Source organism: Pacificibacter sp. (assembly GCF_039769035.1).
Classification (GTDB): Bacteria; Pseudomonadota; Alphaproteobacteria; order Rhodobacterales; family Rhodobacteraceae; genus Celeribacter.
Genome location: NZ_JBDMZG010000035.1, coordinates 33,231 through 48,179, shown reverse-complemented (window position 1 = coordinate 48,179; position 14,949 = coordinate 33,231). Strand labels below are relative to the sequence as shown.

Genomic DNA, 14,949 nt, shown 5'->3' with positions numbered 1-14,949 from the left:
TCCTCAGCTTGTGCCAGCTATGATCCGCCAGACAATATCGAACCTGTCGCCCAAGGGGGCGGGTATCAGGCGCAATATCGCGAGCCGCATGTGACGCGAGCCAATGCAGATTACTTGCGCTCTAGTCTGATAAATGCGCAAAAATGCTTGCCATATGGGGCTGCGAATAGCGGTGCCGGTGCTGGCAAGGGTGACGCGATCGCGGCAGCGGCTTTGCGTGGCGAACGCTTGTCGCGCAATGATCTTTTGGATGTGCGGATCGCCGATGATGACACTTTCAATGGGTCATATGTCATTTCGCGCGACGGCATGTTGAAGCTGCCATTCTTGAACGACATTCGGGCGCAAGGGCGGTCCACAAGCCAGATCGAGGCGGATATTTCGCGCGCCCTTTTGGCCGAAGGTTTCTATGACAGCGCGCCGCGTATTTCTGTGCGCGCATCGGATTTTGCCTCTGTAACTGTTGGCGTTTCAGGCGCCGTGTTTGAGGCTCATGTGGTCGAGATCGGCGGCGTGCGAGGCGACAGCGCTGACGGGCGCAGACAAGACGCTCTTGGTGCCTCGACCGAAGGACGCAACCTGTCTGTGGCCTTGCGCGCAGCGGGCGGGGTGCGCCCAGACGCCGACCTTTCTTCCGTCGAAGTCCGCCGTGGGGCGGCTGTGCATCGTCTTGATTTGCGCGGCGTTTTCGAGGGCGCGAATGCCGTCGATATTATGCTTTTGACCGGCGATGAAGTCTTTGTCCCAAGCCGGCAGTGTTTCCAAGAAGACCTGATGCGTCCAAGTCCGATCAGTCCGCCAGGTGTGAGCCTGTTCTTGTCGAACCTGACGCAACCGGCCCGAAGTAACGCGGGGTCGGCCATCGGGCAAACGGTGCGGTCAGTGCCTTATGGGACGCGCTACATGCAGGCGGTGATTGACGCCAACTGTGTCGGTGGCCCGCGCAGCACAAGTGCTGACAGGTCGTCGGTCTTATTTTCGCGCAATCCGACAAATGGCGTGTCCATCGTGATTGAGCGCGATATCGAAGACCTGCTGCGCCGTGCAGACCGCGACGACTATGATCCCTATCTTTTGCCTGGGGATTCACTGGCTTGCTATGACAGCACGATCACAAATATTGCCGAAATCGGGCGGGTGTTTGGGCTGGTCGGCGCTGTTACATTGGGTTTTTGACAACCGCCTGTGTCAGGGCATCGCGGGTGTCCTGACACAAACATAGAACCTCTGTGCGCATCTTTTGGACAGCTGCCTCATCGCGCGCTTTTGCATGATTTTCAAGCGCGAGCAGGGTTTGGTTCAAGCGCAATGCGCCAAAGAGCGCAGCAGACCCTGCCGTCTTATGCGCCTTGGCAGCAACCGTATCCAACCCTGCGTCGGGCGTGAACCACTGGGCGATCTCTTCGACCTCTGCGTCGAATTTCGCATGCAGCGCGGCAAAGCCGTCCGTGCCAACAGCGGCGCGGGTTTCGGCCAAATGGGGCAGATCAATCAGATCTGATTGAACAGATGTCGGCGCCGGACTGTCGCCTACCAAGGCAGCCCGCAGCGCGGATTTTGTCAGAGGTTTGATCAGCACCGCATCCATGCCATTGGCCAAGAAATCCGCCTGTTCATTTGCCAAAGCATTCGCAGTCAATGCAATGATGCGCGTCTTGGCAGAGGCGCCATCCCCCTTGCGGATATTCACAGTCGCGGTGCGCCCGTCCATGACCGGCATCGAAATATCCATGAGAATCAGATCGAATTTTTGGCCATAGGCTAGTTCGACACCTTGTTTTCCGTCAAAGGCTTCGGTGACGTGGTGACCATCGGCAATGAGCATGTTGCGCACGACAAAGCGGTTCATCTCGTTATCCTCGACAATCAAAATATTCTGCGGGGCAGTTACCAACTCGACGGGGGGCGCCGCAGCATCTTCCTCTTGTGGCTGAGCTAGGGTCGTAGGGAGTTCGAGCAGGAATGTGCTGCCTTCGCCCACTGCGCTATCGACCGTGATGGTGCCATCCAGAGCATCGACAAAACGGTGGACGATCCCAAGGCCCAGACCCGTTCCGCCGGCATCGCGCGCATAGGATGTGTCGCCAGTGACAAAGTCGTCGAACACATGGTCGACCAGATCGGGTGGAATACCAATGCCCGTATCTTCAATCACAAAACGCAGCATATCGTCTTGCCAAGAGGCAGTCACAGACACGCGGCCGTGTTTGGTAAACTTTACCGCATTTCCGATTAGGTTCATCAAAATGTGCTGAAGTCGCTCTGAATCACCGTTGATCCAATGCTGTGCTGGGCCGTCCCAACCCCAGTCCAATGTGGTTTCCTGAGCAGATGCCATCCCGCTTTGGTTGTCCACGATGGCTTGGATGAGGGCCGAGATATTCAACGGTTCGGACCGCAAACTGAGCTTGCCGCTGTCATAGCGCGCGATGTCTAAAACGTCCGAGACATGCGACATGAGCAACCGCCCAGATGTTTCCATGTTGCGCATGAACTTATCTTGTTTTGCGGTCAATGGCGTGTCCCGCATCAGGCTCATGTTGCCCAATAGGCCGTTCAAAGGGGTCCGAATTTCGTGGCTCATCGTTGCCAAAAAATCTGACCGGCTTTGTTCGCCTGCAATCGCTTTATCGCGGGCTTGGATCAATTCTTGCTCGTCGGCCACGCTTTGAGACACATCGCGCAGGAAGGCGATGAAGATCTCTCCTCCGTCTGCGGTGGCGGATTGAATGGCAAGTTCCACTGGAAAGAGCGATCCATCGGCGCGCTTGGCCTCGAGACGCACGCGGCCTTTGCCAACGACGCGTTTTTCACCCTTTTTACGCATCCTCTGCATGCCAGCATTGTGCGCATCTATCATGTGATCTGGCACAATGACGCGACCGATTTCCAACCCCATGACATCATCGGCCTTGTGGCCAAAAATTTGTTCGGCGGCGGCATTGAAGCCCGTAATCCTACCGTCTGCATCGCTGACAATCACGCCATCCAGCGACGTGTTCATGATCGTATTGATCCGGTTGGTCGATTGAACCTGCTGCTTTTCGCGTTGGCTGATCTGTGAATTGAGCCGGACAAGATAAATGACGCCCAGCCCAAGTGCTATGATCAACGCAACAAGGGCTGCGGCGAGTTCGCTCATGGTGCGGGCAACCTTTTTGCGTTGTCGATCGGCGCGTTGGGCGAATAGATTCAGCCCTGCGTTCGACAGGCTGCGCACTTCAGGCCGCGCGTCTTGTGCCATCGCAGCCAAACGGGGCAGGTTTTGGATCAGGGTCGCGTCATCGACGTCGATCAGTGTCACCGCTTCATCAAGAAAGGCCTCCGTGCGGGACAGATGGCTCGCGAAGGCTTCAGATTGGCGAAGGTCTGCGAAAACGCTGGCCTGTCGCACTGTCTGGACACGGCGTAAAAGATGTCGAACCGCCGCCGAATTTCGGCGGGATTTACGTCGACACGCAAGCGGCTGCTGAACTCTTGAAACTCGACCTCTGTTTGGGACAGGGACCATTGCACATTGTCAGACTGAGCAGAACTTTGCGCCGCGATTTCGCGTGACACGTTCCACGTCAATAATGAGATGACGACTAAAACCAAAATGCCGGCCAGCACTATCAGAGTGCGGCCAGCGCGTCGGTGCCGATATTCAGAATTTGGCACGATTAAATCTCCATCCTAAAAAGAAGTGGCGTTCCTTTGGCTTAATCAACAACTTCAATTCTGTCGAGTTGCCAGATGCTTCGTGAATAGACAACTTCCGTGCGGTACGCGGCTGAGCTGTCGTATGGGTAGATCACCCAAAGCGGACCTTTGTCGCGGATCGACATGGCTTCGCCATTCAACGCCAAAGCGATGATCGGGCCGTTTTCTACCGCATCATTGACAGGAATTTCGACTGTGTAATCGTTGATCGCCGTGGCGAATAACATGCCATCTTCAATACCCAGCGCATCAGCGATTGATTTCAAGGACACACCCTCAAAGGTCTGTGTGCCTTCGGTCCAGATGGTCGTCGTCTTGACGGTTTCCAGACCAAGTGATGACAGGCTTTCGCGATCGAATTGAACGGGTTCCGCTTCGACGCCTGTGATCGACAGAATGACCTCGCCAGTTGGCGCAGGGATTGTGCCCGCTCTCATGGGGCCAGCAAGAGCAAGCAGGGCAACAGCTGCATAGGCGAAGAAACGGGGCATCATGACAAACTCCTTAGGTTGATACCCAATGTTTGCCACAGATGCCCGCGTTATGCTTGTGAGTATAAGGATAGCGACCTATCCGAAGGGATAGGTTTGGCCCGTTTTTGTGAGCATTTTTTGCGGTTCCAGCCGTGTGTTCAAGAATTTCACGAAGGCATGGCCAAGGTCGGCGCGGTCCATGGCATAGGCGGCTGTTGCTTGGACAAACCCTTGGATCGACCCGCAGTCAAAGCGCTCACCGGCGAACTGATACCCGCTCACGCCCACATTTTGCAGGTCAGCATTGATCGCATCCGTCAATTGTAGCTCTCCACCAGCACCAGGGCCAAGATCGGCAAGGCGGGCGAAAATAGACGGCTGCAGAATGTAACGCCCCACGACCGCTTGAGTTGATGGCGCGATATCAGGGCGCGGCTTTTCGACCATCCCACGAGCATGGAACACGCGACCATCTTGGCGTTCAACATCCAGAACACCATAAGACGATGTTGCCTTGCGGGGCACATCCATGGTTGCGACCATATGGCCTCCGACCTTTTTATGGGCCTGTATCATTTGCGCCAGCGCGCCTTCGGGGCCTTTGATCACATCATCGGGCAGCATGACTGCAAAGGCCTCGTTGCCGATCAGATGCTTGGCTTGCCTGACAGCGTGACCCAGACCAAGCGCCTTACCTTGGCGCAAGATTGTCAGCGCTCCTTCTGGCATGCGGGACGGGGCCAAGGCCCGCAATGCGTCCGTTTTTCCCTTGGCCTCCAACGTCATTTCAAGGGCTGCGGCTGTGTCGAAATAGTCTTCCAGCGCACCTTTGCCCGCAGCGGAAACAAAAATGAATTCCTCGATCCCAGCTGCGCGTGCTTCGTCAACAGCATATTGAATGAGGGGGCGGTCGATAAGTGGCAGCATTTCTTTGGGGATGGATTTTGTGGCGGGCAAAAAACGTGTGCCCATGCCGGCAACAGGAAAGACGACTTTGCGAATGTGTGTCATTGGATTTACCTTTCGATGCTTTAGTTAGTGTGCGCCACGGCCGGAAATCACGGCCTTAAACGTCATTGCGATGAGGATGAGATCAAGCAAGATGGTGCGGGACGCCGCATAGGCGAGGTCCATATCGACCATCTTTTCAAAACCGACATCTGCACGCCCTGAGACTTGCCAAATCCCCGTGATGCCAGGCTTGACCGCGAGGCGGCCATAGGCGCGCTTTGGATATGCGGCGACTTCGACGGGAAGCGCTGGACGTGGACCGACAATCGACATGTCGCCGCGCAACACGTTCAGGATTTGCGGCAGCTCATCAATAGAGAAGCGGCGGATAAAGCGACCAACGCGGGTGATGCGTGGATCGGTCTTGGACTTGAAGCAAATACCCTCGCGGTCAGATGAGGCGAGCACCGCTGCGCGGCGGCTTTCGGCGTCGGCACACATGGACCGGAACTTGAGCATTTTGAAGCTGCGCCCGTCTTTGCCGACCCGTTCTTGCACAAAGAATGCAGGTCCACGGCTTTCGATCTTGATCGCGATGGCTGTTGCGGCAAATAGCGGCGCCAAGAGGATCGCGGCACTACCCGCGATCGCCACGTCCAACCCACGCCGCATGACTGAGACAGCGGTTACTTGGCGGGCAGCTTGACGCGCAACACGGGTCAGAAAGGTTACATTCCCGACGATATAACGCTTTGCCATCCTGCGTGGTTCGACCGCTAGGCGCCAAAGCCATTCACCCCCGATGCGGCGCAGCGCGTGTGGCGCGCGGCTGACATTGCCCGCAAGAAAGTCAAAGCACGCACCAACGCCCATCGTCAGATCCGCGTGGATGCGCACCGCATTGCGATGCAGCCAGACATCTTGAAGCGGCACGCCCGTCGCGACCAACACAATGTCAGGCGTACAGGCATTAATGTATTCGATTGCGGCGTCTTCGTTTTCGGCTTGGTCGTAACCGTTCAGTGTGCCCGCGATTCGCAGCCCCGGAATCTTGAACGTGAGCGCATTGGCGGCCGCCTCGGCCGTGCCAGGTTTGCCGCCGAACAGAAACACAGATTTACCCTGCTTGGCCGCTTGCGCCAAAAGCGCTGGAATAAGGTCGGTCCCGTTCAGGTTCGTAGTCAGTTCTAGCCCCGCAAGCTTGGTCGCGATGGACACGCCGGATCCGTCTGGCAACAACAAATCCGCTGTTTGCACGGCGTCAGCATACTGACGATTGGCGGCCATCACGTTAAAGCAATGAGCGTTCATGAACGCCACGCGGCGGCGACCTTTCGATAGCAACGCATCGATTGCATGTGCAGATGTCGCATCTACAAGAGAGACACGAAGCGTGGGAATATAAGTTTGCGGCAGGGCCTGAACCGAAGAGAGCGCGCCGTTGAATTTCGTATGCATTGTCATTTGGTCAGCTTTCGTTGTGAACTTGATGACTAAATGTTCGACGATCACTGGCATGCGGCGCAACGGAGCGGCAGGACAGGTTTCGGTCTCTTTCGAGAAACGATTCGTCCTGATGGGATGCGGATCACGTCGAATTGCGCGCTCGACCTATCCTTTTGGGTTATACGACTAGCAATATTCCCCTGCGCTTGTGCCTTTGTTTGGCCATAAAAATGCGTATGGTGGGGGAGTAAGTAACGAGGAACGCACGCCATGAGAGTATTAATCGCAGATGACCACGACCTGTTGCGGGATACATTAGTCATGTTTCTCGAGGGGCAAGGCGCGATGGAAACTGCGAGTGCTGGCACACTTCAAGAGGCGATGGATCGGATCAAAACGAACGACGTCTATGATCTGGTCCTGCTTGATTACAATATGCCCGGAATGAATGGGCTGGACGGATTGCGCGCGGTTCTTGCGATGGAACAAACGGATCGCGTTGCGTTGATTTCTGGTGAGGCCACGAAGAAAATCGCCGAAGACGCATTGGCGGCAGGTGCGGCAGGCTTCGTGCCCAAATCTCTTCCGGCGAAGTCCTTGGTGAATGCGGTCAAATTCATGGCCATGGGCGAGCAATACGCGCCACTTGATTTCATGACAGCCGTTGAAGAGGTCGCGCCGAATGCATTGGCCGACAAGCTGACGCCGCGCGAATTGCAGGTATTAGAGGGTCTGACACAAGGCAAATCCAACAAGGAAATCGCCCGCGATTTGGACATCACCGAACCAACGGTCAAGCTGCATGTCAAAACGCTTTACCGCAAAGTTGGGGCCGCCAACCGGACCCAAGCTGCGATGATCGCCCGCGAGGCTGGCCTGTTCTAAACTATCCCCATGGATAGGGTTGCGGACAAACGCCCCCTCGCAGCCCTCCGAATGCCCAACTGCACGGGCGATCAATCCACGGTAGATATCGGCAAGGAGATTGCCGATGACCATTACTCTAACAAATCCAATCGTGAAACTTCCTCGCCTGACCGGCCGAGGTTGGGGCCGCCGCATTATGATGGGGGGTCGACTGAGCGACATCAAACGGATGCCGCGGTATATTGCGACCGCGCTCTTGGGAATGACGCTGATTTGGGCGCCTTTGCTTGGCTATCTCAAAACGGCCCCGCTGAGCTATCGCTCGACAACATCACTGATTTTGCCTGGCTCTGGGGCCTCTGCGTCGATGAACCTAAACGGAATCGGACAGGCGTCGTCTTATGCGAACTCTGCGTTTGCCAGCAATGCGGTAAGCCCGACAGAAACCTATAAACGTCTACTTGGCGCGGATCGTATTCTTGATGCGGCGGCCGATGCACTTGATTTGACGCGTGCCGAAATCGGCGCACCGCGTATTCGCCTTGTCGATCAAACAAGCCTGATCCACGTTGAAATGTCTGGCGGTTCGCCCGTCGATGCCCAAGCCAAAGGCGACGCCTTGTTGCGCGCTTTCTTCGCAGAACTTGACGCTCTGCGCGAGGACGAGGTGAACACCCGCGAAGACAGTGGGCTGTTGGCCATCGACGATTTTCGGAGCTCCGTCGCCGAAACGCGCCGGCAGATAACGCAGTTGCAAATCGAAAGCGAGTTGATGTCGGTCGCACAATATGACCGCCTTGTTGATCGCCACTTGAAGTTGGAAACACTGATCTTAGACCGGCGCGCTGGGCTGAGCGAATTGCGCGCCAGCTTGCATGCGCTTGAGGCGCAGCTTGGTCTGAATGCCACAGGGGCTGCCGCGACGCTCAAGCTATTTGCTGATAGCGGGTATTTGGCGATCATTGACGAAGAGGCCCGTCACGAGGTTGCATTGTCAGACGCAAATGCCCGCTACGGTTCTCAGCACCCCAAGGTACAAGAGGCCCGCAAGGCACGCGACAGCGCGGCAGAAATTGCTTTGCGCTTGGCGATGTCAGTAACCGGCTTAGATGGGACAACTTTGGCGGCACTCGACCTCGCTCCTGATGGCGCGCGGGCCGCGCTGTTGTCTGAGCTGGTCCTAAAGCAGGTCGAACTTAGCGCGTCTGAAACAGAGCTGTTGACCCTTAACACCCAATTTGAGGAAGGGCAGGCGCAGATTGACCGTCTGGCGGGTGCGGCTTCGGATTTACAGGATCTGGAACGTGATTTTTCCGTTGCAGAAGCGGTATTTGCCTCTGCGATTGCACGTTCAGAAACGGGTAAATCTGATGTCTATGCATCCTATCCGTTGGTTCAAGTGTTAGAGAACCCGTCATTGCCCGACCGGCCGTCTTCGCCCAATCGTAAGCTGGCCTACCTCGCTGGGATCGCCGCAACGATGATGCTTTTCTTTGGCCTCTCATTGGGATGGGTTCGCTTAGCGCTGATCAACAAGCTGCTCAAAAAACCGGACGCACAGGCATGACCGACCTCAACCCTATCGAGCGGTTCATCTACAAAACGCTTGTCCTGACGTGGCCGCTTTATGGGCTAGGTGCGCTTTATATCGTGGGGCCAGTGATTGCGTGGTTGCTAGGTGGATTGGCGGTGCTCGTGATGTACCTTGGGCCTGCGGTGCGCAGCGATATGCAAGCCACGGGGCGGATTCCGCCAGTTGTCTGGGCTTGGATCGTTGGGATGTTCGGGCTTCTGGTCGCCCTTTGGATCGGACATCTGGATTGGGTGCTCGGGCTCAAACTAACGATCAAATCCACGATTGGTTGGGCCAAAGGCTGGGCGCTTTTGGCGCTGTTCCCGTTGGTCGGTGCGGTGCTGCCGATCCGCAGATCGGTCCTTGCGCGTGGCCAATGCGTCATTGGGCTTTGGACGCTGATCCTCGCGCCTGCCATGCTCGCGGCGCCATACATCGGGTTGCCGGAAAAGATTTTGACATCCCCGCTTAAGGCTGTCGGGGGACCAGGGCCTGAATATTTCTCTGTCTATTTTTTCACATGGGATCCCGGAAGTTGGACCCCACGCTGGCAGTTTTACGCGCCTTGGTCGCCCTTTGCGGCATTGCTGGGCGTGGTCATGGTCCTTTTCGCATTGGAAGAACGCTGCATAAAATGGCGCAGCATCGGGATTGCAGCGGGCACTCTTATGATCCTCGCGTCAAAGTCGCGGATGGGACTTGTCGGGTTGGTCGCTTGTACGGTGGGGCCACGGATGATGCCGCTTTTGCTACGGTCATGGGCATGGCACATCGGCGCGGGCATCGCCGCCTCAATGGCTGTGCTTGGCACGACGGTGGTCTTGGCCGCGACCGACGCCGTCGCTGCATTTAAGGGCGCGCGCGCGGACAGCACACGGGTGCGCGAGACCTTGCAACGGATCGCATCAGAGCGGTGGCAAACAGAGGCCTATTGGTTCGGACACGGGACCGTGCAGCCCGGAAGTCACGCGGTCGAATACATGCCGATTGGCAGCCATCACACGTGGTTCGGGTTATTGTTTGTAAAGGGAATGGTGGGGCTGCTGTGCTTACTTGTGCCATTTGTCTGGCAGACCTTACTGGCGCTCAAAGACGCGACAACCAGCCCGCGTGGGTATCTGCCATTGGGCGTAATGATGACCTTGACGCTTTTGTCGTTTGGGGAAAACGTGGAAATTGAAGCCTATCTCTTGTGGCCTGGGCTTATGGTTCTCGGGATTCATGCCCGAGAGTGCGCGGATGGAAGGCGCGGCTGAAATTTTGCATACGACATCAATATGGATCGCGGTTTGTGCACCTTTTTAAGGGTAAAGCCCGTTTTGCCCTTGGTTTATTTTGAATTTTCACATCGCCACACAAAACTTGCGGCAAGACTGCAGCATGTTGATTGAGATATCGCAGAAAGTGCGTCTGCTTTGTTTTGGTAAATGCTATCGAAAGGGCGGCATGAAACCAGATAAAGACCTGTTTCGGTTTGCCTGCGTCAAATCACACAGCGTTGGGTGCACTTTGGGTGGCTATCAATGTCTTTTCAACGGGCGTGAATGACGGCATAAACAGCATCGAGACGTCTGCGAGGGTTGCGGTTGGTCCAATTTCTGTATACAATTGCATACAGATGCGGTGAATCGACACTGACCCTTGGTTTAGACGTTAGAATTTGCTGTTTTGATTGCACATTAATGCGCCGGAGTTACGACATGAGCCTGTACACAGAATATCGCGAAGAGATCGCGACACGCAAAGATCAAGGGCTGAGCCCAAAGCCAATTGACGACGGAGCCTTGACGGCTGAAATCATCGAGATCGTGCGCGACACGGCGCATGAGTTCCGCGATGAGGCGCTCAACTTCTTTATCTACAACACATTGCCTGGCACCACGAGTGCGGCAGAAGTGAAAGCTAAGTTCCTCAAAGAAATCGCTTTGGGCACTGCAACAGTCGCAGAAATTACACCGACTTTCGCGTTTGAGCTTTTGTCTCACATGAAAGGCGGACCTTCTGTTGAGGTTTTGCTTGATATCGCATTGGGCGACACAGCAGACATCGCGGCGCAGGCTGCTGAGGTTCTCAAAACCCAAGTGTTCTTGTACGAAGCCGACACCACACGCCTCAAAGACGCGCTGGACGCAGGCAACGCGATTGCGAAAGACATCATCGAGAGCTACGCAAAAGCAGAATTCTTTACGAAACTGCCTGAGATCGAAGAAGAAATTAAAGTCGTGACGTACATCGCGGGCGAAGGCGATATTTCGACTGACCTTTTGTCACCAGGCAACCAAGCACACTCACGTTCTGACCGTGAACTGCACGGCAAATGCTTGATCTCTGAAGAAGCGCAGAACGAAATCGAAGCGCTCAAAGCTCAGCACCCAGATGCGCGTGTGATGTTGATCGCTGAAAAAGGCACAATGGGCGTTGGTTCGTCCCGCATGTCTGGCGTGAACAACGTGGCGCTTTGGACTGGTAAACCTGCCAGCCCTTACGTGCCTTTCGTCAACTACGCACCTGTTGTGGCGGGCACCAACGGCATTTCGCCGATCTTTTTGACAACAGTTGGCGTGACCGGTGGTATCGGTGTCGATCTGAAAAACTGGGTCAAGAAATTGGACGCAGACGGCAATGTTGTTCTGAACGACGCAGGCGATGCTGTTTTGGAAGAGGTTTACTCTGTCGAAACAGGCACAGTGCTGACCATCAACACCAAGAAAAAGAAACTCTTCAACGCCGATGGCACAGAAGAGTTGGTGGACATGGCGTCTTCTTTCACACCGCAGAAAATGGAATTCATGCGCGCAGGCGGGTCTTACGCCATCGTGTTTGGTAAAAAGCTGCAAACATTTGCTTGTGAAGCTTTGGGCGCACCTGTTGTCTCTGCTTTCGCACCGGCCAAAGAAGTGTCTGTTGAGGGCCAAGGCCTGACAGCGGTTGAGAAAATCTTCAACGCCAACGCACGCGGCACCACACCAGGCAAGACTTTGCACGCGGGCTCTGACGTACGCGTCAAGGTCAACATCGTGGGCTCACAAGACACCACAGGCCTGATGACCAGCCAAGAGTTGGAAGCCATGGCTGCGACTGTTTTGTCTCCATCCGTGGATGGCGCTTATCAGTCTGGTTGTCACACAGCGTCAGTTTGGGACATCAAAGCGCAAGCCAACACGCCGCGTTTGATGGCGTTCATGAACAAATTTGGTCTGGTCACAGCACGCGACCCCAAAGGCGAATACCACGCCATGACCGACGTGATCCACAAAGTGCTCAACGACATCACTGTTGACGACTGGGCGATCATCATCGGCGGCGACAGCCACACACGTATGTCCAAAGGCGTCGCTTTTGGTGCAGACTCTGGCACTGTGGCTTTGGCCTTGGCGACAGGCGAGGCCTCTATGCCGATCCCTGAATCTGTCAAAGTGACGTTTAAAGGTGAAATGGCATCGCACATGGATTTCCGTGACGTTGTTCACGCGACCCAAGCGCAGATGCTCGCGCAACACGGCGACAACGTTTTCCAAGGCCGCATCATCGAAGTGCACTTGGGCACATTGCTGGCTGACCAAGCGTTCACATTCACCGACTGGACTGCTGAGATGAAGGCCAAGGCCTCTATCTGTATCTCAGAAGACGCCACATTGATCGAGTCTTTGGAAATCGCCAAATCGCGCATTCAGGTCATGATCGACAAAGGCATGGAGCACGAAAGTGGCATGCTGCAAAACCTGATCGACATTGCCGACGCTCGTATCGCGCAAATTCAGTCTGGCGAAAAACCTGCGCTGACACCCGATGACAACGCCAACTACTTTGCTGAAGTTGTGGTTGATCTGGACACTATCGTTGAGCCTATGATCGCCGATCCTGACGTGGCCAACATCGATGTGTCCAAACGCTACACCCACGACACGATCCGCCCGATTTCTTACTACGGTGCGGAAAAGAAAGTGGACCTTGGCTTTGTTGGATCTTGTATGGTGCACAAAGGCGATGTGAAAATCGTGGCTCAGATGCTGCGCAACCTTGAAGCCGAATCTGGCAAGGTTGAATTCAAGGCGCCGCTCGTTTTGGCCGCGCCGACATACAACATCATCGACGAACTGAAAGAAGAGGGCGACTGGGACGTTCTTCAGAAATACGCTGGTTTTGAGTTCGATGATTTCGCACCTAAAAACACTGCGCGTACTGAGTACGAGAACATTCTCTACCTCGAGCGCCCAGGCTGTAACCTGTGTATGGGCAACCAAGAAAAAGCCGCCAAAGGCGACACTGTTCTTGCGACGTCCACACGCTTGTTCAAAGGCCGTGTTGTGGAAGATGCAGCAGATAAAGCTGGTGAATCGCTTCTCGCGTCAACACCGGTTGTTGTGTTGTCCGCCATCTTGGGCCGCACACCAACCTTGGCTGAATACAAGGCGGCCGTGAAAGGCATCGATCTGACGAAGTTCGCACCACCCGCGACCAAGCCACTCGATACGCTTTCAGCGCACTTCTAAAAAAACAAAGCTCTGGCGATCATCCTCGCCAGAGCTTTTTTCATGATACATAGGCCAAGTTGCATGTCGGCCCACCAGGCGTTGCAGCTGTTTGACGTCATCGAGTTTTAAATCGAAGACAGGCCTGAATTGGTGTTCAGGAAAAACTGAGAAAAGATCGGGCCGCTGGCCGCGCCAATTGCTCGGGCTGTTTCACCGATGCCACCGGCCGCAATCGTGGGGGTCAAAAGCCCGCGTTTGTCTTGCTTTAAGATGTAGCGTTTGACGCGCTCCACCAGCTCAAGGCGAACATTTTCAGGAAATGCACCGTCGATGATGATGGCTTCGAAGTCGATGACCGCACAGATCGAGAGTGCGGCTTTGGCCAATTCTTGCGCGGTTTCCCCGATCCATGGTTCGACGTAACGGGTGAACGCGCTCCAGTCTTGTGGCTGGGTCCACATTTGCATGGGGTCCAATCCCGCTTGAACCAGCCGGCCTTCAAGCAAGTGCAAAGAGGCCAGGTCCACCAATTGCAAGCTTTCGCCCAGCGGGCCAGTGCTGCGCAATGAGCCAAGCGCGCCTGCGTTTCCGCGATTGCCTTCAAACACTGTTCCATTCAAAACGACGCCGCCGCCGATGAATGACCCAATGAAGAAATAGGCATAGTCTTGGAACTTTTCGCCCTGTGCATACAGATGCTCTGCACGGCACGCAGCTGTGGAATCATTGACGAGGGACACGGGAAGGTCACTAAATTCGGCGACCGCTGAAGAGAAATCAAAATCTTTCCAAGTGCGAAACTTCTTGGCAGGGGCGCCTACGACATCATGCCATTTCCACAGTTCAAACGGGGCCGCGATGCCCAACCCACAAATGCGTTCGCGCGCGTCAGGGGACAGCTCGGCGTAAATGTCATCAATGCCTGTCTTCAAAAAGTCGAGAACGTCTTCAGGCAATGGGTGGGTATAGGATGTGTGGATGTGTTTGCGTACATTGCCCGCGAAATCCAACAGCAAGAGTTCAGCACTGCGTCGGCCAACCTTGAGGCCAAGCGACAGCACACCATCAGGATCAAGCTCCATCGGGATCGAGGGTTTGCCGACTTTGCCACGAATGGGTTCGCCGCGTTTGACATAGCCGTCTTTTTCCAACTTGCGCAGAATGACAGACACAGTTTGAGGGGACAGTCCGGCGCGACGTGCCACGTCGATGCCCGGCATAGCGCCGTGACGTTGAAGCATCGATAGCATCAAACGCTCATTGTAGTCGCGAACACCACTTTGGTTCACGCCACTATTCGTGCCTTTTATTTTCCCACCATCCATGGTGCGGACCATATCTGTCTCCTTCCTAAATAGGAAGATGCCAGAAACTCTATTAATAAATCAAGTTTATTTATTTATTGACAAGGGAAAGAGAATCTGGCCTTTTACGTTTGAACCTGATGCGTGGAGGCATTTGG

Annotated in this window: 10 protein-coding genes; 5 read left to right on the top strand and 5 right to left on the bottom strand. The window is 55.1% G+C overall.

From position 1 onward, the window contains the following. The coding region (locus tag ABF287_RS03820) for a polysaccharide biosynthesis/export family protein (protein ID WP_347183697.1) at window positions 1–1,176 on the top strand (1,176 nt) is incomplete at its 5' end. Here ABF287_RS03820 and ABF287_RS03815 read toward each other — a convergent pair. The 4 genes from ABF287_RS03815 to ABF287_RS03800 form a co-directional block, all read right to left on the bottom strand. Beyond that, window positions 1,160–3,304 (bottom strand): ATP-binding protein, encoded by a 2,145-nt coding sequence (locus ABF287_RS03815; protein WP_347183696.1) that lies wholly within the window; start codon window positions 3,302–3,304, stop codon window positions 1,160–1,162. The two genes, ABF287_RS03820 and ABF287_RS03815, sit on opposite strands and share 17 nt — an antisense overlap. A gap of 397 nt (window positions 3,305–3,701) precedes the next feature. Then, on the bottom strand, window positions 3,702–4,196 hold the full coding sequence (locus ABF287_RS03810) for a molybdopterin-dependent oxidoreductase (protein ID WP_347183695.1): 495 nt from the start codon (window positions 4,194–4,196) through the stop codon (window positions 3,702–3,704). 75 nt (window positions 4,197–4,271) lie between these two features. Then, a complete protein-coding gene (locus tag ABF287_RS03805; RefSeq protein ID WP_347183694.1) occupies window positions 4,272–5,186 on the bottom strand; it encodes a UTP--glucose-1-phosphate uridylyltransferase in 915 nt (304 codons plus the stop codon). A gap of 24 nt (window positions 5,187–5,210) precedes the next feature. Then, window positions 5,211–6,590, bottom strand: coding sequence for a WecB/TagA/CpsF family glycosyltransferase (locus tag ABF287_RS03800; RefSeq protein ID WP_347183693.1), 1,380 nt, complete (start codon window positions 6,588–6,590; stop codon window positions 5,211–5,213). 252 nt (window positions 6,591–6,842) lie between these two features. Here ABF287_RS03800 and ABF287_RS03795 point away from each other — a divergent pair, with 252 nt between their 5' ends. From ABF287_RS03795 to ABF287_RS03780, 4 genes are all read left to right on the top strand, one after another. Further along, a complete protein-coding gene (locus tag ABF287_RS03795; protein ID WP_347183692.1) occupies window positions 6,843–7,457 on the top strand; it encodes a response regulator transcription factor in 615 nt (204 codons plus the stop codon). A 106-nt stretch (window positions 7,458–7,563) separates the two neighbouring features. Then, window positions 7,564–9,006 carry a hypothetical protein gene (locus ABF287_RS03790; RefSeq protein WP_347183691.1) on the top strand — a complete coding sequence of 481 codons (1,443 nt, stop codon included), beginning with the start codon at window positions 7,564–7,566 and terminating at the stop codon, window positions 9,004–9,006. Next, on the top strand, window positions 9,003–10,268 hold the full coding sequence (locus ABF287_RS03785; protein ID WP_347183690.1) for an O-antigen ligase domain-containing protein: 1,266 nt from the start codon (window positions 9,003–9,005) through the stop codon (window positions 10,266–10,268). The genes ABF287_RS03790 and ABF287_RS03785 overlap by 4 nt, the downstream gene beginning before the upstream one ends. Before the next feature lie 444 nt (window positions 10,269–10,712). Further along, a complete protein-coding gene (locus ABF287_RS03780) occupies window positions 10,713–13,505 on the top strand; it encodes a bifunctional aconitate hydratase 2/2-methylisocitrate dehydratase (protein ID WP_347183689.1) in 2,793 nt (930 codons plus the stop codon). A gap of 107 nt (window positions 13,506–13,612) precedes the next feature. Here ABF287_RS03780 and ABF287_RS03775 read toward each other — a convergent pair whose 3' ends face one another. Further along, window positions 13,613–14,824: an ROK family transcriptional regulator gene (locus ABF287_RS03775; RefSeq protein ID WP_347183688.1), complete on the bottom strand. Its 1,212-nt coding sequence runs from the start codon at window positions 14,822–14,824 to the stop codon at window positions 13,613–13,615. Window positions 14,825–14,949: the final 125 nt, after the last annotated feature.